We start from the raw sequence: 25,644 nt of genomic DNA on the forward strand, positions 1-25,644 counted from the left end.
GGCAGATGAATGGAATTCGGTGGCATCGGACACAGCGGACCTTATACGCGGAATTATCCTGAATTTCAGATGCTATCGGACCCCATAGCTCCTATTGGCACAAAAAACGCCAACTACGAGTCTATTTCTTATGAATAACTGCACTGGGGTCCGAAACCTTGCTCCAAAGGCGATATATTTGCGAATAACGTCATTGGAGTCCGAATGCCACAGCAGATGATCATGATTCGGCGGTAGCGACTTGCGGATGAACAAGATTCGGTGGTACCCTACAGCAGATGAACTTGATTCGGTGGCATCGGACAGTGGATGAACAAGATTCGGTGGGAACCGACGGAAGATGAATGTGATTCGGTGGCATCGGACACAGCGGGCCTTATGCGCGAAATTATCCTGAATTTTGAATGCTATCGGACCGCATAGCTCCTATTGGCACAAAAAACGCCAACTATGAGCCTATTTCTTATGTATAACTGCACTGGGGTCCGAAACCTTGCTCCAAAGGCGATATATTTGCGAATAACGTCATTGGAGTCCGAAAGTCGCAGCGGATGATCATGATTCGGCGGGAACAGACGGTGGATGACTATGATTCGGGGTCAGTAGACGATGGATGAACATGATTTGGTAGCATCAGACGATGGATAAACATGAATCGGTAGCATCAGACGATGGATAAACATAATTCAGCGGTACCCCACGGCAGATGAATGGAATTCGGTGGCATCGGACACAGCGGACCTTATACGCGGAATTATCCTGAATTTTGAATGCTATCGGACCGCATAGCTCCAATTGGCACAAAAAACACCAACTTCGAGTCTATTTCTTATGAATAACTGCACTGGAGTCCGAAACCTTGCTCCAAAGGCGATATATTTGTAAATAACGTCATTGGAGTCCGAATACCTCAGCGGATGAACATAATTCGGTGGGATCGACTTGCGGATGAACATGATTCGGGGTCAGCGGACGGTGGATGAACTTGATTTGGCGGGATCGGACAGTGGATGAACATGATTCGACGACATCGTACGGCGGGTGAATGTGATTCGGGGTATCGGACGGCGGATGACTATGATTCGCTGTATTAGACGTAGGATGGATATAATTCGGCGGGATTGGATAGCGAATGATCATATTTCTACGGTATTGGACAACTGTTGACTATGATTCAGTGGCATCTGACGAAGGTTGACCATGATTCGGTGGCATCAAACGATGGATGAACATCATTCAGCGGTAGCGGACGACGAATGGCTATGATTCGGAGGCAACGGTTGTCCGAAATAGAGTCACTATTCAGCAAGCCGTAACTACGGCCAAAAAAGCAAAGCAGCGATCCTCCAGTAATAGGAGGATCGCTGCTTGCAGACTGTCACATACGATGAAAAAAACATCTATGGACAACCCCTACTTTTCATTTAATCCGCTACTTAACGGAACATTCCCCACAAGCGGATTAAATGAAAGGTGTTGTTCGGATCGATTTTCTGCGCGATGATAAACTTTACAATTTGTTCTTCCTGTGTCGAGGTCAATTTCTCGTTCAATACACCTGACGCTTTTCGTACCAATCTGCGAACAACCGCAGGATCCTGCAGCTCCTGTTTCGAGATGCCCTCAATCATACTTTTGATACGATCCTTCACAGTCGAGTTTTTCATCTTCAGCTTGATGCGATCCACCAACTGAGGGCTAATTCCGAATTGTTGATAACCCAAGTGTAGCACCTCCCGTCATATCCAATCTTTCACAGTATATGAGCCTTCGGTGCTACATGTGCCTAGTTAGTCAATTAATTCTCCTTGGAAGATTTGTTCACTCTGTAAATAATGCCGAAGAGATGCATATTCAGGTGATGTCCAAAAGGCTTCATCCTTAAGCAGCTCAGCAACATCATCCCGCGCCTGCTCGAGAATTTCAAAGTCAGCCGTCATATCTGCCAGCCGAAACTCCGGCAATCCACTCTGCTTTGTCCCAAAAAAGTCCCCCGGACCACGCAGCTCCAAATCCCTTCGGGAAATCTCAAATCCGTCATCCGTATCGGTCATGGCAGTCATTCGCTCACGTCCAATTTCAGATTTTGGATCAGCTACCAACACACAAAAAGAGGCATGCTGCCCTCTTCCTACCCGTCCACGCAGCTGGTGCAGCTGTGACAGGCCAAAACGATCCGCATCCATAATGATCATCAATGTAGCATTAGGAACGTCTACACCCACCTCCACCACCGTAGTGGACACAAGCAGCTGCAGCTCATTGTTATAAAACGCCCGCATCACTTCATCTTTTTCAGCGGGAGTCATTTTACCATGTAAAAGCCCAACTTTATAGCTAGGGAAAGCTTGGCTCATCTGAATATGCAAATCAATAGCATTCTGCACATCCAGCTTCTCTGACTCTTCAATAAGCGGACAGATCAGATAAGCTTGACGACCGAGATCAATTTCACGCTTAATCAAATTCAGCACACGATCCATAAGATCATGCTTTACCCAGTAGCTAGTTATTGGCACCCGGCCTTTCGGCCTCTCAGATAAAGTGGATACATCCATATCGCCAAAAACAGAGATGGCTAGCGTACGAGGAATAGGCGTCGCCGTCATCGTCAGTACATCCGGATTATATCCTTTACGCCGCAATACACCACGCTGATTCACACCAAAACGATGCTGCTCGTCAGTTACTACAAGTCCCAGATCACGGAAAAATACATCCTCCTGAATCAAAGCATGTGTTCCTACCACGATATCAAGCATCCCCATTTGCAACGAGGCCAATAATTCTTTACGTTTTCGGCCAGTCACACTGCCCGTCAGGAGTCCTACAGTAATCCCAAACGGCTCAAACATTCTGGTAAGTGAACGCATATGCTGCTCTGCTAAAATCTCTGTAGGCACCATAAGTGCGCCCTGAAAACCAGATCTTACCGTAGCAAAAAGCGCCACTGCCGCAAGCACTGTTTTACCCGAGCCAACATCTCCTTGCAGCAGACGATTCATGCAATATGGTGAACGCAGATCATGTAAAATCTCCAGCTCTACACGTTTCTGCGCATCTGTAAGCTCAAAGGGCAGACTGCGTACGAACTGGCGTACCGTCGCGTTATCCACTGTGTGGACTACCCCATCCATCCGCCCGCGGTTCAGAACCCTGAACGCTTGCATCTTCAACTGGAACAGGAATAGTTCCTCATATACCATCCTACGGCGCCCCTGCTGCCCTTCACGAGTGTCCTCAGGCCTATGAATTGTGGCAATGGCCCGTTTACGCGGCATGAACTCATATTCCCTCATAATAGAATGCGGTAAAATTTCTGGAATCAGATCCCCATACTGCTGAAGTCCCTGATTAATAACCTTCCTGATCCAGGATTGCGTGATCTTACCACCTACTGAATAGACTGGCTGCAGTGTTCCCGTCTTCCCTTCACCACGATCCGGAAATTCATAATCAGTCACTGTAATCTGATTGCGCTTCTGATCCCATTTTCCGGTCAGCACAATTTCCCGTCCCACAGTGAGTTGCTCTCTTACGTAATGGCGGTTAAACCAGGTTGCTGTGAACATCCAGGGCTCTGCAACCATCTTACAGCTAAGACGAGACTTGCCGCCAAAGCGCTGCAGCACAGGGATACCGATCACTTTTGCCTCAACGGTCACTTTATCCCCGTGTTTAGTCTCGCTAAGCGAGCGGGGCCGATAATCCTCGTAGCGGAACGGATAATACTCTAATAAATCCTTTACTGTAAAGACGCCAAAGGCGTGAAGCTCGCTTTGCTTTTGAGCACTCACGCCAGTTATGTTTTTTACTTCAATTTGATTTAATGCCAGTGTCATATTTATCCCTCATTTTGCAGGCCAAATGAACACAGCTAATGTACCGTTACCGACATGGCTGCCCACGACAGGGCCGACGTTCGTCAGCACTTTTTCTTCCAAGGTGAAGTGTCCTGCAAGCTCATTCAGGAACTCCTCGCCGGAAGCCGGTTCAGCCGTATGACCCACGGCCACATTGATTTTGTTTACACCCTGCAGATCCCGCTTGAACAGTTCAATCATACGGGCGACAGCCTTCTTACGGCCTCTAACTTTCTCCACCGCATAAATAATTCCTTCTGCATCAATGGACAGGATCGGCTTAATATTCAGAAGTGTCCCCAGAATAGCGGAGGCTTTCCCAATTCTCCCGCCTTTTTGTAAATATTCAAGTGTATCTACTAAGAAGTAAAGCTTACGCGTTTGACGTAGGCTTTCTACAGCCTCAAGTATCTCTTCAGGTCCTTTGCCCTCAGCAGACATTCTGGCAGCTTCCACTACCATAAATCCAAAACCATAAGAAGCGGAGAGAGAATCCACAACAGTGATTCCTTCTCCCTCTTCCTCCAGCATCGATTTAGCCAGCAATGCAGATTGATAAGTCCCGCTCAGTCCAGAAGAAATATGAAAGGAAAGGATAGAACAGCCCGGGTTACGCTCCAGAATACTGCGGTACACATTCATATATTCAACCGGTGAGGGTTGAGAAGTAGTCGGCAGCTGTGAGGTACGGGGAAGACGCTCATAGAACTGCTCCGGAGTCATATCCAGATTGTCCCTAAAAGCCTCTTCGCCGAACATTAAGGTCAACGGTACTACCTCAATTCCGTACGTTTCCGCCATTGTTGGCGGGATATCTGAAGTGCTGTCGGTGACGATAATGGTACGATTCATGGATTTTCTCCCCCAAGCTATAATTTTGCCAACTACGCAATAGCAAATTTCTACTCCATTGTTAAAGAACCATTAATTCCTACCTATGGCTCTACAGAGAACAGATAATAATACAGGGGTTGGCCACCCTCATGAATCTCAACTTCCACATTCGGATAAGTCTCTTCCAGCCACTCACTCAAAGAATCAGTAGCCTCGGATTCTGTTTCTGCACCAATAAGGATCGTGACGATTTCGTCGCCATTCTCCAGCATGTTGGATAACAGCGCCTGACTTGCAGCCAAAAGATTATCCGCCGCAGCAACAATTTTAGAATTAGAAATCCCAATAAATTGGCCCGATTTAATCTCCAGCCCATCAAAGCTTGTATCACGCACAGCGTTCGTTACTTGTCCGGATTTCACATGAGAGATTGCTTCCAGCATATTCTCAGAATTAGTCTCCACAGCATCTTCCTCTTGGAACGCAAAAGCTGCTGCTATTCCCTGTGGAATACTTTTACTTGGAATCACCGTAATCTCACGTTCGCCTTCTAGAAGATCTTTAGCTTGTTGAGCGGCAAGAACAATGTTCGAGTTATTCGGCAAAATATAAACATGCTTCGCAGATATAGAAGAAATCGCGTTCACGAAATCCTCCGTGCTAGGATTCATTGTTTGACCACCAGCTAGGACTACGTCCACTCCAAGGCTTTTGAAAATATCAGCAATACCTGCGCCAGAAGATACCGCAATGAAGCCGTAAGGTGCCAAATCATCAGCTGGTGGCTCAGCAGGAGACATTTGCACTGCACTCTTCTCATTCGGCATATCAGCGAATACATCAGGCATTGGTGCAATATCCATACCCGCAGTCAGCAGGTCACGATGCTGCTCTCGCATATTAAGAATATGAATCTGCGTGATCTCCCCATAAAGAAGAGCCAAGTTCATCACTTCACCTGGAGCCTTAGAATGCACATGCACTTTAATCGTCTCATCATCCGAAATTACAATAATGGAATCGCCATTAACTGACAACGCTTTCCTAAAAGCTTCCTCATCAAAATTAGTTCTCACGTTAGCGCCTAACTGGCGATTAATGAAAAACTCCATATCATATAGAAATTCTATATCTTCAGTAGATAGCTGTGACTGCGCAGAAGACTGTACAGAAAACAGTTCATTTTCAGGTTTCGTTAACACGGGTTTAGGCGCTGGTGCAACTGGTGTGTGGGTTTGTCCTTGCACAGATTCAGACAGACCGGTACTTCCGTTCGTCAGATGCTGGTGAAACCCTTCATAAATGTAGACCAAACCTTGACCGCCAGAATCTACAACACCGACTTGCTTCAATACAGGTAATTGCTCAGGCGTATAAGCTAAGGCTTCTTTTGCTTTGGCTAATACCTCTGTCATCAGCTCCACAACGTCAGTAGTACGGCGGGCATAATAAACAGCATGTCTTGCAGCCTCTTTAGCTACAGTAAGAATAGTTCCCTCTACAGGTTTTACAACTGCTTTATACGCAGCGTCCACTCCGGTTTGCAGCGCAGCAGCGAACTGCTGTGTATTAAGCTCATCATGTTGAGCCGCATACCTGCTAAACCCTCTGAATAACTGGGACAAAATAACGCCGGAATTCCCGCGAGCTCCCATTAATAAGCCCTTGGAGAGTACACCTGCACATTGGCCCACAGAAGTGGTGTTATTTTTCTTTAATTCATTCGCACCTGCGGTCATCGTCAAATTCATGTTTGTACCGGTATCTCCGTCTGGGACCGGAAAAACATTTAGGGAATTGACGTGTTCTGCATGCTGTTGCAGCTTATCCGCTCCAGCCAATACCATAGCGGTAAAATCTGTTCCGTTTATAGAACGCTTACTCAATTGAGAATTCCCCTTCCTAACTTCATGCCTAATCATTCTATGATTAACAGGACATAATGCACTAATTTACATTGTACTATAAGTATTAAAAGAAATAAATGTTTTTGAATCGGTTGACGTAGCAAAATTTGCTGTGATATTATAGATAAGTATTGTTTATGCAGGTGTTAGGAATAAGGAGGTGTAATCTATGTCCCGCAAATGTGCAGTAACAGGCAAGAAACCGAGCAGCGGCAACCACGTGTCTCACGCTAATAACCGCAACCGTCGTTCTTGGGGAGTTAACGTTCAGAAGGTCCGTATCCTCGTGAACGGTAAACCAAAACGCGTGTACGTCAGCACCCGTGCTTTGAAAGCCGGTAAAGTTGAACGCGTTTAGTCTTTAGCAATTTTTAAGACCGAACGATAACTTATATGAAGCAAAAAGCACCCTTTACATTTGTAAGGTGCTTTTTTTCATGTTTTCTTTTCTGTTAGAGGCTTAACTCTTCTGAAATGTGTTCAATATTGCTTTAACAAAACCTCCCAAAAACCTTGGCAGCTTAAACGTGTAAAATTTCATGATTTACCCTCCCATCAATTCATGCCGTACGCAGGAGACTTTCCTCTTGTCAATAACGGAAACGAACTGCAGTCCTCCCTGCCAAAACAAAAAAAGGCTACATGAGATTTCTGCTCATGTAACCATATTTATGCACCGAGGACTTGGCCTATACCTCTAGTCTCAATCGCCTATTTTTTAACACAGTGCTGATTCGGCTGCTTCTCGAATTCCTTGGATCGCCGCAGCACGATCACTCCGGCCAAAAACTGCATTCCCCGCTACCAAAACATCGGCTCCAGCTGCCACAACCAATGGTGCTGTATCTTCCGATACTCCACCATCTACTTCGATCAATAAATCTGGATTCACTTCATTCGCCCATTCTCGAATTTGAGTGATTTTGCGCAAAGTGTTAGGAATGAATGCTTGACCACCAAAGCCTGGATTAACGGTCATCACCAGAATCATATCCACATCCTCCAGCACCTCACGCACCGCTGATGCCGGAGTACCCGGATTAATTGCTACACTTGCCTTCAGCCCCAGTTCCTTGATCTGATGAACCACACGATGCAAATGAACGCATGCCTCAGCGTGAACGGTGATCACACTTGCACCAGCTGCAGCAAAATCAGGGATATAACGTTCTGGTGATTCAATCATCAAGTGAACATCAAGTGGCAGCTTGGTATGTAACGATACAGCTTTTACAATAGGTGGACCCAACGTGATATTCGGCACAAAATGACCGTCCATTACATCCACATGTATCCAATCTCCACCACTGGCTTCCGCCTCTGCAACTTCTGGACCTAAACGCGCGAAATCCGCCGACAATAAAGATGGTGCTATTCGTATCATGATGTTAGTACCTCCGCTTTTTATCTTTCATTTCATTAAAAAACAGTTTGTAATGATCATAACGACTATCCGCAATTTTCCCTGCTTTCCAAGCCTCTATTACACGGCAGTCTGGTTCATGCTGATGACTGCAGCCCCGGAACTTACAATCGGATGCGTATTGAGCAAATTCACGAAAACAAGTGGACAGCTCTTCTACACCAAGCTCCAAGAAATCAAGCTGACTAAAACCTGGGGTATCTGCAACAAAACCTCCACCACCAATATCCATCAGCTCCACATGACGGGTCGTATGACGACCACGTCCCAATCGTAAACTGATCTCTCCAGTCTCCAGTTTAAGCCCTGGAACAATACGATTCAATAAGGTGGACTTACCAACCCCGGATTGACCCGCAAATACGCTGATGCCTCCAGTAAGCCTTTGTCTTAGCTCATCGCTTCCGGCACCAGTAAGTGAACTTGTGACCATCACTTCATATCCGATATCCTCATAAAGTTCTTTAACATAACGGGTAGCTTCACCATCATCATCCGCCAAATCCTGTTTAGTCAGAACAATTAGGGGTTCCAGACCCGAATGCTCAATATGAACTAGAAACTTGTCCAACAGATTCAGGTTCATATCGGGCTCCCGAACGGAGAATAAAAGCACTGCGAGCTTAACATTCGCTACAGGTGGACGAATCAGTTCAGATTCTCTAGGTAGAAGTTCATCCACCATTCCTTCTCCATTCTCAGTAAGGATATAAATAACCCGATCTCCAACTAGCGGAGCGATCCCTTTTTTCTTGAGAATTCCTCGGCCTCTGCATTGAACAGAATGCTCTTCAGTCGCAATTAATCCTTCGCGGAGCGGTTTCACATAATAATAACCGCTTAACGCCTTAACAATTATTCCTTCAGGCATACATAGTGAGCCTTCCTCTCCTGATTTTGCGAAAATGACCCAAGTCTGATATCCCCGGGTCATTTCGCTACGCCAACCGTTCAGGTTAAACCCTGTTTAGTTGTTGTTTTTATCTTTAGATTTATCCTTGCCTTTATTGTTGTGCTTATTATTGCCATTATTAGTCGATTCACTATTTATAGAACTATTGTTTATGAACCCTGTTTGATTCACCGCCCCGTTATTCCCTCCGTCATTCTCTGAACCTGAACCCGGCAAGATCTCCGGTTCAATCGTAGGTTCAATTGTAGGCGTAGGTTCAGCAGAAGGTGTTGGAGTTGGCTGTGGTGTTGCTATAACTGGTGGTTCAGGCTCCTGAACGGTTCCGTTCTTCGCATCGATATAAGGAATGACATAAGTGTCCAAAAGCACACCGTCACGGGTAACAATAACCGAACCATCTTTATTAGGAGCCAATACTAGATTAACGGATAACACTTGGCTCTTTCCAATGGTACGTGTTCCCCAATCCTGTTTCTCTCCATTATTGCGTGCATCCACGAATTCGATACGAATCTTGCTCTTTTTCCCATCCTGAGCAGGAGCGACTGGCACATTAAAGGTATAATTCAGGGCTTCAGGTGGATAACCTGTACTTAAGTAAATCGTAATCGCTGTTCCAGGTGGAACAGAAGTACCTGTCCCTTTATCAAATGCCCAAGTCTTTGTTACTTTACCTTCTTCAATACTGAAGCTGGATTCTTTCTTCACTTCTCCAAGAACAAGCTTGGCACCTTCAAGCAGCGCCTTTGCCTCACTCTCCGTCTTACCGATGAGATCTGGCAACAGTACACTTTCTTCTCCTTTACTAACGTAAAGGGTGATTTGAACCGTCTCAGGATCGAATTCAGTATTTAATGCAGGGTCAGATTTTACAATGAGACCTTCATCTGTATTTTCGTCATAGAGAGGTTTATTATCAATTCTGTCTTGGGCTATACCCAGCGCCATCAATGCCTTAACCGCATCATCAAAGCTCTTGTTAACTACATCTGGCATCTTGGGTAATGGCTTAGCCGTATTCACAGTGAGTATAAGGGACGCTCCTTTTTTCACTTTGGCATCCTTTTCCCTACTCTGCTTAATGACCACATTCTCTTCAAAATTCGGACTGTAGTCATACAGAATAGGATCAGCAACCTCAAGCCCCAAATCCTCAAGCTCAGTTTGTGCTTGTTCTATCTGTTTACCTACTACATAAGGAACGGAAACCTCAGGAACAACTAGCTGTGATTTAACGTACCATACGAGACTGGCCATAGCCAACAGCAACAGTAAGGTAAGCCCAATCCATAATGTGGGTTTTGCCCATTGTTTTTTACCTTTGCTTGAAGGCACCGGTTCATCATCTTCATCACGAACCATCCGTTCCTCACGATGATTACGATTACCATTGCTTCTTTGAATCGGTTTTATCGCCGGGATAACCCGCGTACGATCCTCATCTTCTTCATCGTTGAACAGAATCTTCGCCTCACTGCGGCGCTCCGGCAATAAACATGTTTCCAAATCCTGTAACATTTCTTTGGCAGAGTCGTATCGCTCCTCCGGGTTTTTACGCATTGATCTCAGAATTACATTCTCAACGCTTTGCGGAATGAGTGGATTCAGAAGTTTTGGCTCTTCAAACTCTTCTTGCAGATGTTTTAAAGCTACACTAATCGGACTCTCTCCCAAAAAGGGCAGGCTTCCAGTAAGCATTTGATAAAGTACAATACCTAATGAATACAAGTCAGACTTTTCTCCTGTAGAGACACCTTTGGCATGCTCTGGCGAGAAATAATGTACTGAACCGACCACAGAACCGGTCTGTGTAATGGTTGTTGACGTAACTGCGCGGGCAATCCCAAAATCGGTTACTTTCACCCGTCCATTGCGTCCGATCAGGATATTATGTGGTTTTATATCACGATGAATAATTTGATTCTGATGCGCATGATCTAGGGCATCACAGATTTGTGAAGCGATCCGTACGGATTCATCAACCTGCAATGGCGCTCGTTCTTTTATAATTTCATTAAGATTCTGACCCTCAATATACTCCATGACAATGTAATGAATTTCGTCTTCTTGTCCTACATCGTATATGCTGACGACATTCGGATGAGACAAAGATGCGGCAGACTGCGCCTCACGCCTAAAACGGCGAATAAATTCCTCGTCATGCACAAACTGATTGCGCAATACTTTGATGGCGACATTTCGGTTTAAAAGAATGTCATGTGCTCTATAGACGAGCGCCATTCCACCTCCGCCGATCCGTTCGATGACTTGGTAACGGCCGCCCAATTCGTGACCGATCATCAATCCCACTCCTTTGTTTCGGGCACAGCGGCCTCTCCATGATGTTCTAACAAAGCGACGCTAATATTATCGCCACCGCCGGCGAGCAGTGCCAGCTGAAGTAAACGGTCCGCTCTTTCCTCTAACGATATCTCATGTATACCTGCTACTTTGCCTAAATGCTCATTTGTGACAAAGTTGCTTAAACCATCGCTGCATAGAAGCAAAATTTCCCCTGGTAACAGAGCTATAGGCGCCATATCAACCTCAACCTCAGCATCTGTTCCAAGCGCCCTCGTCAGCACATTACGACGCGGATGATTATCCAATTCCTCCACACTGATCTGACCGTTCTTGAACAGCTCATTGACTAGCGTATGATCCTCGGTTAGTTGAACTGCCGCACTGTCTTTTATTAAATAGGCTCTGCTGTCTCCGATATGGCCAATATATCCGTTTGATCCATTCAAAAGAACAGCAACGACAGTAGTACCCATATTATGATACTTATCGTCACCGGAAGCCTCCCTGAACACAGTGCTGTTAGCTTCCAAAATAGCAGCTGACAACGCATCACGCAGAGCTTCGTCTTGAAGTTCAGGCTCTAACCCGTCCAGGTTATTCCTCATTGTCTCCAAAGCGAGCCTGCTTGCGGTTTCACCAGCCTGATGTCCACCCATCCCATCGGCAATAATACCGAGTGTATAACCGTGGCGCGTCGCGCCGATCCAGACCGAATCCTCATTGACAGAGCGTACTCGGCCAATATCGCTGGCATGAACTGTTCTGATCAAATATCCTCACCCCAACTCCATATGTTTGGCACGCAGCTGTCCGCATGCGGCCGCGATATCATGGCCTTGCTCACGGCGAATAGTAACATTCACCCCGTTATCAGCCAAAATACGTTGAAACTCAAAGATATCATTGCGTGAAGTACGTACATATTTCCGCTCAGGCACATGGTTTACCGGAATCAAATTGACGTGGCACAGCATGCTCTTAAGCACCCCGGCCAATTCCTCAGCATGCTCCGGTTGGTCATTTACCCCGCCGATCAAGGCATATTCAAAGCTGACACGTCGTCCCGTCTTAGCTTGATAATAACGCAATGATTCAATTACATCATCAAACGGAAAACGGCGGTTAACAGGCATTAGCTTTGAACGCAAGGCGTCGTTAGGCGCATGAATCGAAATCGCCAAATTAATCTGGGTATCTTCTTCTGCAAATTTATAAATGCTCGGTACAATACCGCTGGTGGAAACAGTAATATGCCGTTGTCCGATATTTAGGCCCTTCTCATGAATCATAAGACGCAAGAATCTCATTGTTGCATCATAGTTCTCAAACGGCTCACCAGTACCCATGATAACAATGCTGCTGACACGTTCGCCGCGCGCATCAAGGATTTGTTGGGAACGGACAACCTGAGCTACAATTTCTCCCGCTGTCAAATCCCGTTTTAATCCACCGAGTGTGGAAGCACAGAAAGTACAGCCGATTCGGCATCCTACTTGGGTTGTTACACAAACGCTATTGCCATAATTATGTTTCATGATAACTGTTTCGATAGCATGATCGTCATGCAATCCAAACAGGAATTTTACAGTTCCATCTTTAGATTCCATTTTAGTAATTTCTGTTAGCGCTGCAATAGAGAATTGTTCATTCAGCTTCTGGCGAAGCCCTTTGGACAAATTGCTCATTGCTTCGAAGTCATTCACACGTTTTACATACAGCCAATCAAAAATTTGTCCACCACGAAAAGCAGGCTCACCATTGTCTTTCGCCCACTGTTGTAACTCTTCTAAAGAAAAATCATATATTAAAGGTTTCATTATTATCTACACCTGTTCTTTCATAAGGATATGCGTATTATTTCTCATTCTTCCTATTTTAACACAAATTTCAGAGACGGTAAAAGAAAACGCCCGCCGTACGGTAGCCCGGCGGGCGGAGGATACTACAATTGTCAGAAAATTTGCTATATTACAAGACTCTCTGCAGCTTGGAAATATAGAACCCGTCGCTCCCATAATGATGAGGCAGCAGCTGAATTCCCTCACCCTCAGCCAGCGCAGTACCCTCCAGCCTGTCCCATAATGGGGAGGCAAAAGTTACAGCGGTGAAGTCAGGATTCTGCTTCAAAAAGTCAGCTACTACTTCACTATTTTCCGCTTGTTCAGTAGTACAGGTACTATATACCAGAATGCCACCCGGTTTCAACAGTTTAGAGACCGACTGCAGCAATTCCCGTTGCAATGACGCTACGCTAGCCACATCTTTCGGCTGCTTACGCCATTTGAGGTCTGGCTTACGGCGAATTACGCCGAGTCCAGAACAAGGTGCGTCGAGAAGAATTCTATCAAAGGATTGATGCTCTAAAGTGTGCTCCAGCTCCAGCGCATCTGCACTGCCTGTAGATACGCAATCAAGACCTAAACGTTCTGCTTGATCTGAGATCAATTTCGCTTTATGCAAATGCAGATCATTAGCGTAAATTGATCCTTCATCTTTCATGAGCTCGCCCATATGTGCTGTTTTGCCCCCCGGAGCAGCGCAGCAGTCAAGCACCCTCATCCCAGGCTCCGGAGCTACCGCTTCAGCTACTAGCATAGAACTCTCATCCTGAACGGAGAGATATCCATCACGATACCAAGAGGTGAGCGCTAGGTTTCCGCCGCCTTTCACAACAATGCCATAGGGACTAACCTCAGATGCTGAAGCTTGCAGACCTTGTTCAATCATCTGGTTCAGCAGAGCTTCACGACTGATCATCGTTGTATTCACACGTACGCTGACCGCAGGCGGCTCATTATTAGATGCACAAATCGCTTCCGCCGTGTCGACACCGTACTCGGTAATCCAACGTTCCACTAACCACAACGGATGTGAGTATAATATCGATATCCGCTGCGCTTGACTCAGCCCCTCAGGCAGAACCGGTAGATCACCAGCGCGCAACACACTGCGCAGCACACCGTTAACCATCCCTGAGATTCCCTGGTGGCCTTTTTTCTTCGCTATATTAACAGCCTCATTTACAGCTGCATGGGACGGTATACGATCCAGATACATAATTTGATATAAACTTAACCGCAGTAAATTACGGACCCATGGCTGTAGTTTAGCTATCCCTTTACTAACAAATCCTTCAAGCACATAATCCAAGGTGTTCATCCGCGAAATAGAGCCATAAACAAGTTCTGTGACCAGTCCGGCATCTTCTTTGCTAAGTGTAGCCTTCTGTAGACTGCTGTTGAGCAGCAAATTGCTATATGCACCTTGCTGCTCAACTTTAACCATTATATCAAGCGCGATTTCCCGGGCAGAAGCAGGGGCAACCTTACCCTTATTGCCAGCTCTGCCGTTGTTGCCAACTGCTTTGGAATTGTTCCCCTGTCTCTTCCCAGCGTTAGGATTTACTACTGATCGGCCAACACCATTTCCACCGCCGCTCAACCTAACACCGTCCCTGGCTTCATAACAGCACCACGGCTAAAATCGGCCGCACTCATTGCTTTTTTGCCAGCAGGTTGAACCGTTGTCAGCAGCAGACTTCCGTCACCTGTTTTCACTTCGACACCTTGCTCGGTTACAGAAAGCACCGTTCCTGGAGCACTATCGCTTGCTTTCTGCTCTTCAGGCAGTTTAGAAGCCCAAGCTTTAAAGGTCTCACCATTCCAGAGCGTGAATGCGCCGGAAAAAGGAACTAATCCACGAATTCGATTATAGTTATCACGCGAGCTCGCGTTCCAATCCAAACGTTCATCCTCGCGATTAAGGTTAGGAGCATAAGTTGCCTCACTATCGTCTTGCTGAACAGCTTGAACTTTTCCACTCACTAAACGTGGCATTTCAGACTTTAACAGATCTCGTCCCGCTAGGCTTAGCTTCTCAAAAAGAGTTCCAGAGGTATCTTCAGCCTCAATAGCCACTTCGACACGAGAGATCATGTCACCGGTATCCAGCCCTTCCGCCATATACATCAAAGTAACGCCGGTCACTTTCTCACCATTGATGATACTACGCTGAATCGGAGCACCTCCCCGATATTTAGGAAGCAACGAACCGTGTACATTCACACAACCATTCCGCGGTAAGTCCAACACAGCTTTAGGCAAAATTTGACCATAAGCAGCCGTGACGATCAAATCCGGCTCATATGCAGCCAGCTCAGCGACTGCCTCAGGACGACGCATGCGTTCAGGCTGAAGCACAGGTAATCCGAGAGCTAATGCGGCTTCCTTAACTGGTGAAGGAGCCAAGATCTTTTTTCTCCCCTGCGGACGATCCGGTTGGGTGATGACAGCTACAACTTCATAGCCTTCATCTACCAGCATTTGCAAGCTTGGCACCGCAAAGGCTGGAGTTCCCATGAAAACAATCTTCATATTCCTCACTCCTCAGTCTCGTTAGCAGTCATCTCGTACACTTTTTCAGCGATATCTGTAAACAGAACTCCATTCAAATGGTCAATCTCATGCTGAAAAGCCCGGGCAAGTAAACCACTGCCGGTTATCGTAATCTCTTTTCCCTCACGGTTAAGGCCACGTACAGTTACAGTCTCCGCACGGCGTACATCACCATTCAAGCCAGGAATACTAAGACATCCTTCTGGTCCTAGCTGTTCACCTTCCATGCTGATGATTTCAGGGTTAATCATTTTGATCAATCCATGCTCTTCATCCGCATCCACCACAATTAGACGTTTCAAAATTCCGACTTGGGGTGCCGCCAGCCCTACTCCTTCAGCGTCATACATCGTATGTGCCATATCATCCAGCAATTTTTTAACATTAGGAGTAACTACAGCTACTTCTTTAGCTTTTTTGTGCAATACTTCATCCGGTTCCTTAACGATCAAACGTATAGCCATTACAAAACACCTTCCCGTTCTGAACATTTCTATATTTAAAGTCAATTGATAAAGCTCTTTTTTTACATTGTAACATGATACGGATTTACATCAACATCTGCGGATCCACATCAATGCTGATCTGAAGACCAGTATCCCGTACAGAATCCTCTAACTCTTCAGCCACTTGGCGGACAAGTCCAATTACATCGATGGCGCCGCGCCATTTTATCATACACTGGAATCTATATCTACCCTTTAATCGAGGGATAGGTGAAGCCACAGGACCCAACAGATCTAACACATCACTGGTTAGCTTATCGAGACTTCCATACCATCTTAGCTGTCTGGCTTTTCCTTGAAGATTCAGAGCATAATTCTCTGCCATCCGCAGTAGAAGCGGCAGCTGTTCATGAGACAATGTGACCAGGATGAGTCTGCAATACGGCGGATAATGGAGGCCTCTACGATGCTTCAGCTCTTCACGTACAAAAGAGAGATAGTCATGTCCGCTGGCATGAATAATGGAATAATGCTCTGGCGTATAGGACTGAACGACCACTTCGCCTGGAAGCTGATGCCGGCCTGCTCTGCCTGCAACTTGTGTAAGCAATTGGAATGTCTTCTCTGCTGCGCGAAAATCGGGCAGGTTCAACGCTGAATCTGCTGTGATTACACCAACAAGAGTGACATCTGGAAAATCCAGTCCCTTTGCTACCATCTGAGTCCCCAGGAGAACATCCGCTTTTTTGTCCCGGAATTGGTTCAGCAGCTTCTCATGTGAGCCTTTTTCTGTTGTTGTGTCCACATCCATTCGAATCACTCTTATGCCTGGGAACAGCTTACCAAGCTCTTCTTCCACACGCTGTGTACCCGTTCCGAAAAACCGGATATGCTCACTCCCACACTCCGGACAAAGCTTAGGTGCTGGTTCAGCATGGCCACAATAATGACAACGCAAATTGTCACTACGGCTATGATATGTTAGTGAGATATCACATTCTGGACAACCGGCTACGTAACCACAGCTACGACACATGACAAAGGTTGAGAAACCTCTACGGTTAAGCAGCAGCACCGTCTGTTCTCCGCGTTCCAGCCTCTCTTCCAGTGCTGAATGAAGCTTTCGGCTGAACATCGAACGGTTGCCTTCTTTAAGCTCTTCCCGCATGTCTACTACGTTCACCTTTGGAAGTTCATTTCCAAGCGCACGGGTAGGCATCTCCAGCAGTACCGGTGAAAAATGAATATCACTCTGCGATCTTGCAGCATGATAGCTTTCCAGCGAAGGCGTGGCAGATCCAAGAATCACAGCTGCCCCACACTGCTCCGCTCTACGAATAGCAGCATCACGGGCATGATATTTCGGATTCTCCTCCTGTTTATAAGAGGTCTCATGTTCTTCATCCATAATGATCAGCCCTAAGTTGGAGAAAGGAGCAAACACGGCCGATCTTGCGCCTACAGCGACTGTGGCCTTTCCTTCACGGATTTTACGCCACTCATCGTATCGCTCACCAACAGACAGCCGGCTATGCATAACCGCGACCCCGCTGCCGAACCGTCCCTTAAACCGCTCCACCATTTGTGGCGTTAAAGCAATCTCTGGAACAAGAACAACAGCCTGTCTACCCTGATCTAAACAACGTTTAATACACTGCAAATAGATCTCTGTCTTACCACTACCCGTAACGCCATGAAGCAGAAATACTTCGTGAAGCTGCTCTTCTACGGTTCGAGAAATCCTTGTATATACGACCTCTTGTTCCGCTGTGAGCGGTAGAGGTGCGGTAGGTTTAAAATCTCGCCCTTGATAAGGATCGCGATAGACTTCAATTTCACTGATCTCGATAAATCCTTTTTCCTCCAAGGCCTTTACAGTACTTGCCGTTACTTGGAGTGCAGACAAAATTTCTTTAAGGGCCATGGGGAGTGTAGCTTCCATATCAACTAAAAAGCTCAGAACTTCCTTCTGGCGTGCTGATTTTTTCGGAAATTTGTTCAAAGCCTCACGGGCAGCAGTGACACCTATCGCCAGATCGACTGCCTTGAGCTTTTTCTTGCCCATTTTATCCTTAATGGATTGACTCTCTATAAGTACTCCACGCCGCAGCATGAACTTCACCGTCTCAGCAGCCTCAGGAAATGCACGAGTAAGCTGCTTCATGGAAACTTCGCCACTACGTCCAATAAATTCTGTGATTAGCCGTTCCTCATCCCCTGTGTCCGCAAACATTGGGAACAATTCTTCCTCTGGAAATGCTGTCTCTTCCTGCACATCTCCAAGTGAAATCAGCCGTTCTGCCTTCCCTTTTAGAGCGGTGGGCAACATCGCCTGCAGTGCTGAAATTCGTCTACATGCATATCTTTTACTCATCCAGTCCGCAAGCTCAACTAATTCAGGAGATAAAGGCGGGAGCAGATCCAACACTTCTTGGATTGGCTTCAGGCTAGGATTCACTAGGGTCTCGCCTGATTCTAAAGAAACTACAAAACCTTGGACTGTCCGGTGCCCAAACGGAACGGCTACCCGACTGCCCACTTCAATCCATAATTTCAGGGATTCTGGAATACTATAATCAAATGGCCGGTCAGTGCTGCGTACAGGCACATCCACAATGACCTTGGCGATATCCATTATAATGAAGCTCCAGTAATGCGCTCTGCCACGAGCGTCAGCAAACGACGAGCAACCTCATCCTTCGACAATTGTGGCAATTCAAGCACCAATCCATTCACATCATATATCGAAACGATATTCGTATCCGCTCCAAATCCGGCTCCTGCAGCCGCTACATTGTTAGCAACGATGAGATCGCAGTTTTTGCGGACCAGCTTGTCCTTAGCATAAAATTCCGTATTGCCCGTTTCCGCAGCAAAGCCAACCAAAAACTGCTTGTTTTTGTTCTTACCGAGTGTTTCCAGAATATCCGTTGTCTTCACAAGCTCAAGCGTCATCGTCTCTCCGCTTTTTTTAATCTTAGAAGGCTCACTATGCTTCGGACGGTAATCCGATACAGCCGCCGCCTTGATCATAATATCGCAGCTGTCCCACTGTGCGGTAACTGCTTCATACATTTCCTGTGCAGATTGAACACGAATGACTGAAATCTCTGGATCCTGTGGAGGAGCCTCATCTGTACGCGCAGCAATCAACGTTACCTCAGCTCCCATTGCGCGTGCAGCACGTGCTAATGCGAAGCCCATTTTACCTGATGAATCATTGGAGATATAACGTACTGGATCAATGCGTTCTACCGTTCCACCCGCTGTGATGACGATTTTTTTACCCACAAGAGGTTTGGATGCGACGCTTGCTTGATGTGCAAAAAAATTCTCAACCACACTCACAATAGCCTCTGGCTCTTCTAGCCGACCTTTGCCAACGTATCCACATGCCAGCAGTCCTTCACCAGGCTCAATAAATTGAATGCCCCGACTAGCGAGAATATTCAAATTATTAAGTACAGCTGGATGCTGATACATATGAACATTCATAGCTGGTGCAACCATAATAGGAGCCGTAGTAGCTAGCAGCGTTGTAGATAACATATCATCGGCGATCCCGTGCGCCATTTTGGCAATCATATTTGCGGTCGCGGGTGCTACCAGCACAAGATCCGCAGCATCTGCCAGATCAATATGTGAAATGGAGGATGGATCTCTCTCCTGGAATGTATCGCTGTATACTCGTTGCTTCGATAGTGACTGTAGAGTTAATTCTGTAATGAACTGCTTCGCCGAAGCTGTCATAATGACATGGACCTCGGCACCTTTTTGGACAAGCTTACTGGTCAAGGACGCCGCTTTATAAGCAGCAATTCCTCCTGTGATCCCAAGTAAAATAGTCTTCCCCTTCAAGCTCTTCAACATGATCTCCCCCCTGTTCCCTACTCTTACAACGAATGGCTATCTTTACGACGAGAAAAAAATAACAACCTTCCGGTTGTCATAAAGAGCCCGGTTCTGGGCTTTCATCATAAATTTAAGACCCGTAAATGCTCCATAACCCAAGAAGAAACGGCAGCGCCTCAAACAAATAGGCGGCATCCGTTTCTACAATAGGTCATTATTACTTATGCTTGAGACTACTCTTCACCGCGGGTTAGAGTAATGCGATCTTCGTAAATTTCCTCAAGAGCAACACCAACAAATTTATGCGATCTAGGATTCTTCACATCTGTCTTGCCACCCTCACGCAATTGTCTAGCACGACGTGCAGCAGCGACAACGAGCGAATACTTACTGTCAACCTTAGTCATCATTTCATCAATGGATGGATATAGCACTGGGACACCTCTTCATAGTTTACTGTTAATACATTTGACCTTCAGCATAAATTATCTGACTTTACAATGTTCGGCGATAATAATGCTTTCTATTCTCTTACAAGCCAGATCAATCTCATCATTCACAACAGCATAATCATAATGCTGCATTAAGTTGATCTCATCCTCCGCTACAGTCATGCGGTGATCGATCACATCTGGATGCTCAGTACCCCGTCCGCGAATGCGGTCCTTCAACTCGTCCATGGATGGAGGAAGAAGGAACACAAAAATCCCTTCAGGAAATTTCTCTTTAACTTTGAGAGCGCCTTGAACCTCAATTTCGAGAATAATGTCTTTGCCGCTATTGAGAGTTCTCTCCACAAAATCACGTGGAGTACCGTAATAATTACCTACGTACTCCGCGTATTCAAGCAATTGATCGGCTTCGATCATTGCCATAAATTCATCTTTGCTTTTGAAAAAATAGTTGACGCCATCTTCCTCACCCGCACGCGGACTGCGAGTAGTAGCAGAAACTGAGTAGACAAGTTCGGGCATCTTCGGACGTAGTGCTGTACAAACAGTACCTTTACCTACGCCGGAAGGTCCGGATAATATGATGAGCAATCCTTTTGACATAATACACTCCATTTAGTTGTTATTCGTCGTTGTCGTCATCTTTACTGGATAAGCGATGCGCCACAGTCTCCGGCTGTACAGCCGATAGGATGACATGATCACTATCTGTAATGATTACGGCACGAGTCCGTCGGCCATAGGTGGCGTCGATCAACATATGCCGATCACGTGCCTCCTGGATAATACGTTTGATTGGTGCAGATTCCGGACTGACGATAGAAATAATGCGGTTGGCAGACACAATATTTCCAAAGCCAATGTTAATAAGTTTGATTGCCATGTTCCGGTAGTTCCCCCCATAAAGTTCTATGCTATTACCTATTCCCGATTACTCTATGTTCGCAGCTTGTTCTCGAATCTTCTCCAGTTCTGCTTTCATATCTAGCACAAGACCCACGAGAGTTAGATGATTGCATTTCGATCCGATTGTATTCGTCTCACGGTTCATCTCCTGAATGAGAAAATCCAGTTTGCGTCCTACCGGTCCTTTCCCCTTCAGGAGGGCTCTGCATTGCTCGAAATGACTATACAACCGGGTCAACTCTTCATCAATATTACAGCGATCTGCAAAAATAGCGATCTCCATCCCAAATTTATGCTCATCAAAAGCGAACGTCCCATCATTTAGTTCATTTAATCGATGTCGAAGTTTCTCTCGATATTCAATGATTACGACAGGTGCAAGTTCAACCATTTCAGCATGCATGTTCTCAAGATGGTTCAGGCGCTGTTCAATATCAGCGGCTAGAAAACTTCCTTCACGGGCGCGCATCTCCAGCAGAGACTGCAAACACTGCTCAAGTCCCGCCTCCAATACTTCGGAGTAGTCTTCTAATGTCGCAGACACGGCACCCGCAGCCTCGTCTTTGCTGTCCATAATACCGGGTATAGAAAGTATATCACGTAAAGTCAACTCACCACTCAAACCATATTCATTCTTAAGCTGCTCTGCTGCCTTTAGATAGGTCATTACAGCAGAGTGATTCAGAACCGGTCTAACAGTCGACTCATCGTGCTCTCTATTGATGGTAACATCTATTCTTCCCCGTTTGATGTGCTGTTGAACCTTTCTTCTCAACACATCCTCATAACCCGTCCAATCCCGGGGCATCCGCAGTACAACTTCGCAGTACCGGTGATTCACCGATTTCACTTCGAACATAATCTTGTAGCCGCCGAATTGCAGGGACGATTGACCGTATCCGGTCATGCTAAATGACAACGGAATCACATCCATTACACTATTGTAATTGATTATTACTAGCGAAACAAGGGGGACAATTTGCGTCCTGATTTCTCCCACACATACTCCATTAGCTGTGCGCTCATATCGTAGAACATGAACGGAGTCATCAGATAGATCCCATTAAAATGGGCAGTAGCAACATCTAACAGTTCCTTAGCGATAGCGACACCTTCTGCTCTTCCAGCTTCCCCTTCAAGTCCCTTCATCCGGTTGCGGACATCGTCCGTAAGCTGAATACCGGGAACCTCATTATGTAGAAACTCTGCATTTCGTCCGCTTGCCAGTGGCATAACCCCAATGAATACAGGGATTTCCAGATGTGCTGTTGCCTCAGCTATCTTCACGATAAGTTCCTGATCATAGACAGGCTGGGTCATAATATAGTCGGCACCAGAGGCGATTTTCTTCTCCAGACGTTGCACTGCCTTATCCAAATATTTAACATTCGGGTTAAACGCAGCTCCGATTACAAAATTCGCTTTCTGTTTCAAAGGTTTACCTGAGAAGGAAATCCCGTCATTCAGCTGCTTGATCATTCTAATTATCTCAAAAGAAGTTAAATCATAAACCGAGCTTGAGCCGGGAAGATCTCCAAATTTCGCAGGATCACCTGTTACGGCCAGCACATGATCAATTCCAAGCGCATCAAAACCCATCAAATGGGATTGAGTACCAATCAAATTACGATCCCGGCAAGCAATATGCACTAGCGGACGAAGTCCGGTTTTAGCGTGCACCAAATGCCCCAACGCCATATTGCTCATCCGTGTAACAGCCAGAGAGTTGTCGGCGAGTGTCAACGCATCCGCGCCTGCTCTTCTTAGCGCTTCTGCACCCTGCATAAACTTTGCGATATCCAATTCACGAGGTGGATCAAGCTCAACAATAACCGTATGTCGTTCCTTTACCAGATCAACCAGGTTCGGCTCTCTACCCTCTCTATTATCATCGCCAAAATTATCTTGCAGCGATACACGCTCCACAGTAGGTGGCAACGGTTTAGGAAGCGGTTGCGGTACATAATTCTTCAGTGCAGACGAGATTTCTGCGATATGCTGCGGAGTTGTACCACAGCAACCACCGATTATCCGGCAGCCCATCTCCGCAAAAGTCTGCGCCATTTGCCCAAAATATTCTGGAGAAGCCCCGTACCGGTATTCTCCGTCTACATAATCCGCTACACCCGCATTTGGATACACAGAAGCTGGCAAAACCAGGCTCCCTTGTACAGCTTTGAGCGCCCGCTTCATTCCGTTCGGGCCTGTGTTACAGTTAAATCCGATAACATCAGCGCCATCGCTTTCCAGGATACGAAAAGCTTCCGGCAAAGTTAATCCATCTAATGTGCGTGCTGTTTCATCGACAGCTAATTGGCAAACTACAGGAAGCGAGCTGATCTTGCGGAGCGTTCTTAGAGCTAAATGCAGTTCCTCAACATCGTAGAAGGTTTCCAGCATAATGCCATCTACGTCCTCTTCTAACAATGCAGCAATCTGCTGTGTAAAATATTTTTTCAGTTCTGTGGAAGAGAGATTCGCACGTTTGCCCGCGCGAATAGATCCTACAGCTCCTAATACATACCCATGATCTCCAGCAGCCCGGCGAGCGATTCTAACCCCGGCTCGATTGATTTCCTCAACCTTAGATTCTAGACCATATTTAGAGAGCCTGTCATAGTTCGCCGAGAAGGTGTTGCTCTCCAGCAGCACTGCCCCTGCCTCAATATAGCTGCGGTGAACATCTTCGATTACCCCCGGAGAGGTCAAATTCAATTCTTCATAGGAAATGCCGACCGGGAAACCCTTCTGATATAAGTAGGTGCCCATCGCTCCGTCTCCGACTAATACTTTATTTCCCCATGCGGAACGTAAATCCGGCTTCACAACAAGATCCTCCCCTGCCACATTAGTTTCTAACTTTAGTTTCATACTAATGTAACATAAATCGGTATGGATGATAAGCTTTCCAAAAGAAATGCATTTAGACCAAAATATCCACCATGCATGTTCATCTATAAAAAGCTTCATACTAACGTTAATGCTGATATTTCCATAAAGGAGAGAATACTTTGAAGAAAAAAACAAGAAAGTTTCTGATCCGAAAATACGCTGTAACTTTACTGCTAGCCACTCTCTGCTTATTGTATATTTATTTGCTAGATTGGCTGTATGGCTATGGGCTGGGTAACGTCGGCTATATCCTTAATTATCTATTCTATACCGCCTCTGAGAAAGCAACGGCTTGTATTTTGCTGCTCTGCTTGTTCATCCCCGATATCTACTACTGGAAAACAGGACATCAACCAGAACGTGGCGGGGAAAGATGACTTCTTATCGCCGCAACAATGACAAGAATTACAGGGATCAACACCATAAAGAAGGGGAAAATCGTATATAACAATCTCCCTCCCTCATTAATATGTTCAGTAAAGCTCCGCGCGTTCAACATCGAGCTGAACAGAATGATCAGAGCACAGGGATAGACCATTCTCCGGTAAGGAATTTTGAACAATTCGGAAATCCCTATAAGTGCCGCCGCAAAAAACACTGACATTTTGAAAAAAACGCCGATAATCAGCACCATAACTACTAGAATATCCACACGTTGAATAAAATCGGAGATTGAAATCTTGCTAATCGTGGGCATCAGAGGGAGGGGTGAACGTTTCACAATATCTGTGCCCAGCACGGAGATATTCAGCATCATAGTCAGACTTAAGAGCAAACCTGAAACAAATATCCCTGCTCCGATGACCCAAGGACCTTTTTTAACATTGTTCAGATAGGGCATTAGCATGGTAAAACAAATCATTTCACCAAAAGGGAACATATAGTTCTGGCGAATGACAGATTCGATCACAGGCTGGAACCCATTCTCAAAAACAGGAAGCAATCGATTCAAATTAATGGAGCCCGATAACATCAGCATAATCGAGCAAAATATACCTATCAGCATTACGAGAGTTGCGAATACCAATGAAGTTCGGGATAACACCTCTACTCCTTTATGCAAAACATACGCAGAAGATAAGATCATCAATGTAGATATGATAAACAACGGTGTGCGGTGCATAGTAGCCATAACCAGCATGGAACTGCCATCCCGTAAATCACGACCCGCTAAATTGAGAAAAAGAATAATGTAGAGAACGGAAATCACCGTACCTAAGGATCTTCCCAGCAGCTTGCGGGTATATGCCGTTAAGGGGAGATCCGGAAACTTTCTGTATAAATAAGTGTACCCCGAAAAAATAATCAAACCGATCAAATTTCCGAGCAGTATGGATATCCACGCATCTTTACCAGACTCCATCCCAAGATTCACTACCAGTGCTGTTCCAAGTTCAAACAACAAAGTCAACGTGAAAAATTGGAGTAGTCCTATTTTTATTTTTCCCATAGCTGCTC

At 45.8% G+C, this 25,644-nt stretch carries 23 protein-coding genes; 2 read left to right on the forward strand and 21 right to left on the reverse strand.

Features of this window, described 5'->3' with window-relative positions; translation table 11 throughout:
• Nucleotides 1-1,436: 1,436 nt before the first annotated feature.
• From MHI15_RS24625 to MHI15_RS24640, 4 genes are all read right to left on the reverse strand, one after another.
• Nucleotides 1,437-1,724 carry a stage VI sporulation protein F gene (locus MHI15_RS24625; RefSeq protein WP_036686212.1) on the reverse strand — a complete coding sequence of 96 codons (288 nt, stop codon included), beginning with the start codon at nt 1,722-1,724 and terminating at the stop codon, nt 1,437-1,439.
• A gap of 66 nt (nt 1,725-1,790) precedes the next feature.
• The gene (gene recG, locus MHI15_RS24630; RefSeq protein WP_076179558.1) at nt 1,791-3,842 is read right to left on the reverse strand and encodes an ATP-dependent DNA helicase RecG; all 2,052 of its coding nucleotides are present in this window, start codon (nt 3,840-3,842) and stop codon (nt 1,791-1,793) included.
• Between the two features lie 9 nt (nt 3,843-3,851).
• The gene (locus tag MHI15_RS24635) at nt 3,852-4,715 is read right to left on the reverse strand and encodes a DegV family protein (RefSeq protein WP_341086363.1); all 864 of its coding nucleotides are present in this window, start codon (nt 4,713-4,715) and stop codon (nt 3,852-3,854) included.
• Nucleotides 4,716-4,798: 83 nt separating this feature from the next.
• The gene (locus tag MHI15_RS24640) at nt 4,799-6,583 is read right to left on the reverse strand and encodes a DAK2 domain-containing protein (RefSeq protein ID WP_341164983.1); all 1,785 of its coding nucleotides are present in this window, start codon (nt 6,581-6,583) and stop codon (nt 4,799-4,801) included.
• Between the two features lie 190 nt (nt 6,584-6,773).
• On the opposite strand from MHI15_RS24640, the gene rpmB reads away from it, so the two are divergent.
• Entirely contained in the window at nt 6,774-6,962 is a 189-nt protein-coding gene (gene rpmB / locus MHI15_RS24645) for a 50S ribosomal protein L28 (protein WP_036686205.1), read from the forward strand.
• A 102-nt stretch (nt 6,963-7,064) separates the two neighbouring features.
• Here the strand turns inward: rpmB and spoVM are convergent, their stop codons facing one another.
• The 16 genes from spoVM to MHI15_RS24725 form a co-directional block, all read right to left on the reverse strand.
• Entirely contained in the window at nt 7,065-7,145 is an 81-nt protein-coding gene (gene spoVM / locus MHI15_RS24650; protein ID WP_020431362.1) for a stage V sporulation protein SpoVM, read from the reverse strand.
• A 177-nt stretch (nt 7,146-7,322) separates the two neighbouring features.
• The gene (gene rpe, locus MHI15_RS24655; protein WP_076189881.1) at nt 7,323-7,988 is read right to left on the reverse strand and encodes a ribulose-phosphate 3-epimerase; all 666 of its coding nucleotides are present in this window, start codon (nt 7,986-7,988) and stop codon (nt 7,323-7,325) included.
• Between the two features lie 4 nt (nt 7,989-7,992).
• The gene (rsgA, locus tag MHI15_RS24660; RefSeq protein ID WP_341144192.1) at nt 7,993-8,898 is read right to left on the reverse strand and encodes a ribosome small subunit-dependent GTPase A; all 906 of its coding nucleotides are present in this window, start codon (nt 8,896-8,898) and stop codon (nt 7,993-7,995) included.
• A 96-nt stretch (nt 8,899-8,994) separates the two neighbouring features.
• Nucleotides 8,995-11,241 (reverse strand): Stk1 family PASTA domain-containing Ser/Thr kinase, encoded by a 2,247-nt coding sequence (gene pknB / locus MHI15_RS24665; RefSeq protein WP_341144191.1) that lies wholly within the window; start codon nt 11,239-11,241, stop codon nt 8,995-8,997.
• Nucleotides 11,241-12,014 (reverse strand): Stp1/IreP family PP2C-type Ser/Thr phosphatase, encoded by a 774-nt coding sequence (locus MHI15_RS24670; RefSeq protein ID WP_076129149.1) that lies wholly within the window; start codon nt 12,012-12,014, stop codon nt 11,241-11,243. The genes pknB and MHI15_RS24670 overlap by 1 nt, the downstream gene beginning before the upstream one ends.
• A gap of 6 nt (nt 12,015-12,020) precedes the next feature.
• On the reverse strand, nt 12,021-13,061 hold the full coding sequence (gene rlmN / locus MHI15_RS24675; protein WP_036686196.1) for a 23S rRNA (adenine(2503)-C(2))-methyltransferase RlmN: 1,041 nt from the start codon (nt 13,059-13,061) through the stop codon (nt 12,021-12,023).
• A 151-nt stretch (nt 13,062-13,212) separates the two neighbouring features.
• On the reverse strand, nt 13,213-14,529 hold the full coding sequence (gene rsmB, locus MHI15_RS24680; protein ID WP_405132627.1) for a 16S rRNA (cytosine(967)-C(5))-methyltransferase RsmB: 1,317 nt from the start codon (nt 14,527-14,529) through the stop codon (nt 13,213-13,215).
• 152 nt (nt 14,530-14,681) lie between these two features.
• Nucleotides 14,682-15,617 (reverse strand): methionyl-tRNA formyltransferase, encoded by a 936-nt coding sequence (fmt, locus tag MHI15_RS24685; RefSeq protein WP_076129147.1) that lies wholly within the window; start codon nt 15,615-15,617, stop codon nt 14,682-14,684.
• Nucleotides 15,618-15,622: 5 nt separating this feature from the next.
• Nucleotides 15,623-16,102, reverse strand: coding sequence for a peptide deformylase (gene def / locus MHI15_RS24690; RefSeq protein ID WP_036686193.1), 480 nt, complete (start codon nt 16,100-16,102; stop codon nt 15,623-15,625).
• A gap of 85 nt (nt 16,103-16,187) precedes the next feature.
• Nucleotides 16,188-18,719 (reverse strand): primosomal protein N', encoded by a 2,532-nt coding sequence (gene priA / locus MHI15_RS24695; protein WP_341164984.1) that lies wholly within the window; start codon nt 18,717-18,719, stop codon nt 16,188-16,190.
• Nucleotides 18,719-19,954 carry a bifunctional phosphopantothenoylcysteine decarboxylase/phosphopantothenate--cysteine ligase CoaBC gene (gene coaBC, locus MHI15_RS24700; protein WP_076183392.1) on the reverse strand — a complete coding sequence of 412 codons (1,236 nt, stop codon included), beginning with the start codon at nt 19,952-19,954 and terminating at the stop codon, nt 18,719-18,721. Before coaBC ends, priA begins: the two co-directional genes overlap by 1 nt.
• 215 nt (nt 19,955-20,169) lie before the next feature.
• Complete coding sequence (gene rpoZ, locus MHI15_RS24705) at nt 20,170-20,370, reverse strand: DNA-directed RNA polymerase subunit omega (RefSeq protein ID WP_036686188.1); 201 nt, start codon at nt 20,368-20,370, stop codon at nt 20,170-20,172.
• Between the two features lie 51 nt (nt 20,371-20,421).
• The gene (gene gmk, locus MHI15_RS24710) at nt 20,422-20,991 is read right to left on the reverse strand and encodes a guanylate kinase (protein ID WP_076129144.1); all 570 of its coding nucleotides are present in this window, start codon (nt 20,989-20,991) and stop codon (nt 20,422-20,424) included.
• A gap of 19 nt (nt 20,992-21,010) precedes the next feature.
• The gene (gene remA, locus MHI15_RS24715) at nt 21,011-21,271 is read right to left on the reverse strand and encodes an extracellular matrix/biofilm regulator RemA (protein ID WP_006209218.1); all 261 of its coding nucleotides are present in this window, start codon (nt 21,269-21,271) and stop codon (nt 21,011-21,013) included.
• 48 nt (nt 21,272-21,319) lie between these two features.
• Entirely contained in the window at nt 21,320-22,213 is an 894-nt protein-coding gene (locus tag MHI15_RS24720; RefSeq protein ID WP_076129143.1) for a YicC/YloC family endoribonuclease, read from the reverse strand.
• A 38-nt stretch (nt 22,214-22,251) separates the two neighbouring features.
• On the reverse strand, nt 22,252-24,120 hold the full coding sequence (locus tag MHI15_RS24725) for a bifunctional homocysteine S-methyltransferase/methylenetetrahydrofolate reductase (protein WP_341165004.1): 1,869 nt from the start codon (nt 24,118-24,120) through the stop codon (nt 22,252-22,254).
• A 185-nt stretch (nt 24,121-24,305) separates the two neighbouring features.
• Between MHI15_RS24725 and MHI15_RS24730 the strand changes: the two genes are divergently transcribed.
• A complete protein-coding gene (locus tag MHI15_RS24730) occupies nt 24,306-24,563 on the forward strand; it encodes a hypothetical protein (protein ID WP_036686181.1) in 258 nt (85 codons plus the stop codon).
• On the opposite strand, the gene MHI15_RS24735 is transcribed toward MHI15_RS24730, so the two are convergent.
• The gene (locus tag MHI15_RS24735; RefSeq protein WP_076129140.1) at nt 24,536-25,636 is read right to left on the reverse strand and encodes a GerAB/ArcD/ProY family transporter; all 1,101 of its coding nucleotides are present in this window, start codon (nt 25,634-25,636) and stop codon (nt 24,536-24,538) included. The two genes, MHI15_RS24730 and MHI15_RS24735, sit on opposite strands and share 28 nt — an antisense overlap.
• Nucleotides 25,637-25,644 lie beyond the last annotated feature (8 nt).

The organism is Paenibacillus sp. FSL H7-0918, assembly GCF_038007025.1.
GTDB lineage: Bacteria > Bacillota > Bacilli > Paenibacillales > Paenibacillaceae > Paenibacillus_AQ > Paenibacillus_AQ odorifer.

What these genes read in the sequence shown, in the direction of transcription:
- recG (WP_076179558.1), bottom strand. Translation starts at nt 3,842, where the DNA reads ATGACACTGGCATTAAATCAAATTGAAGTAAAAAACATAACTGGCGTG.
- MHI15_RS24635 (WP_341086363.1), bottom strand. Translation starts at nt 4,715, where the DNA reads ATGAATCGTACCATTATCGTCACCGACAGCACTTCAGATATCCCGCCA.
- rpmB (WP_036686205.1), top strand. Translation starts at nt 6,774, where the DNA reads ATGTCCCGCAAATGTGCAGTAACAGGCAAGAAACCGAGCAGCGGCAAC.
- spoVM (WP_020431362.1), bottom strand. Translation starts at nt 7,145, where the DNA reads ATGAAATTTTACACGTTTAAGCTGCCAAGGTTTTTGGGAGGTTTTGTT.
- rpe (WP_076189881.1), bottom strand. Translation starts at nt 7,988, where the DNA reads ATGATACGAATAGCACCATCTTTATTGTCGGCGGATTTCGCGCGTTTA.
- rsgA (WP_341144192.1), bottom strand. Translation starts at nt 8,898, where the DNA reads ATGCCTGAAGGAATAATTGTTAAGGCGTTAAGCGGTTATTATTATGTG.
- pknB (WP_341144191.1), bottom strand. Translation starts at nt 11,241, where the DNA reads ATGATCGGTCACGAATTGGGCGGCCGTTACCAAGTCATCGAACGGATC.
- rlmN (WP_036686196.1), bottom strand. Translation starts at nt 13,061, where the DNA reads ATGAAACCTTTAATATATGATTTTTCTTTAGAAGAGTTACAACAGTGG.
- rsmB (WP_405132627.1), bottom strand. Translation starts at nt 14,529, where the DNA reads ATGGTTAAAGTTGAGCAGCAAGGTGCATATAGCAATTTGCTGCTCAAC.
- fmt (WP_076129147.1), bottom strand. Translation starts at nt 15,617, where the DNA reads ATGAAGATTGTTTTCATGGGAACTCCAGCCTTTGCGGTGCCAAGCTTG.
- def (WP_036686193.1), bottom strand. Translation starts at nt 16,102, where the DNA reads ATGGCTATACGTTTGATCGTTAAGGAACCGGATGAAGTATTGCACAAA.
- priA (WP_341164984.1), bottom strand. Translation starts at nt 18,719, where the DNA reads ATGGATATCGCCAAGGTCATTGTGGATGTGCCTGTACGCAGCACTGAC.
- coaBC (WP_076183392.1), bottom strand. Translation starts at nt 19,954, where the DNA reads ATGTTGAAGAGCTTGAAGGGGAAGACTATTTTACTTGGGATCACAGGA.
- gmk (WP_076129144.1), bottom strand. Translation starts at nt 20,991, where the DNA reads ATGTCAAAAGGATTGCTCATCATATTATCCGGACCTTCCGGCGTAGGT.
- remA (WP_006209218.1), bottom strand. Translation starts at nt 21,271, where the DNA reads ATGGCAATCAAACTTATTAACATTGGCTTTGGAAATATTGTGTCTGCC.
- MHI15_RS24735 (WP_076129140.1), bottom strand. Translation starts at nt 25,636, where the DNA reads ATGGGAAAAATAAAAATAGGACTACTCCAATTTTTCACGTTGACTTTG.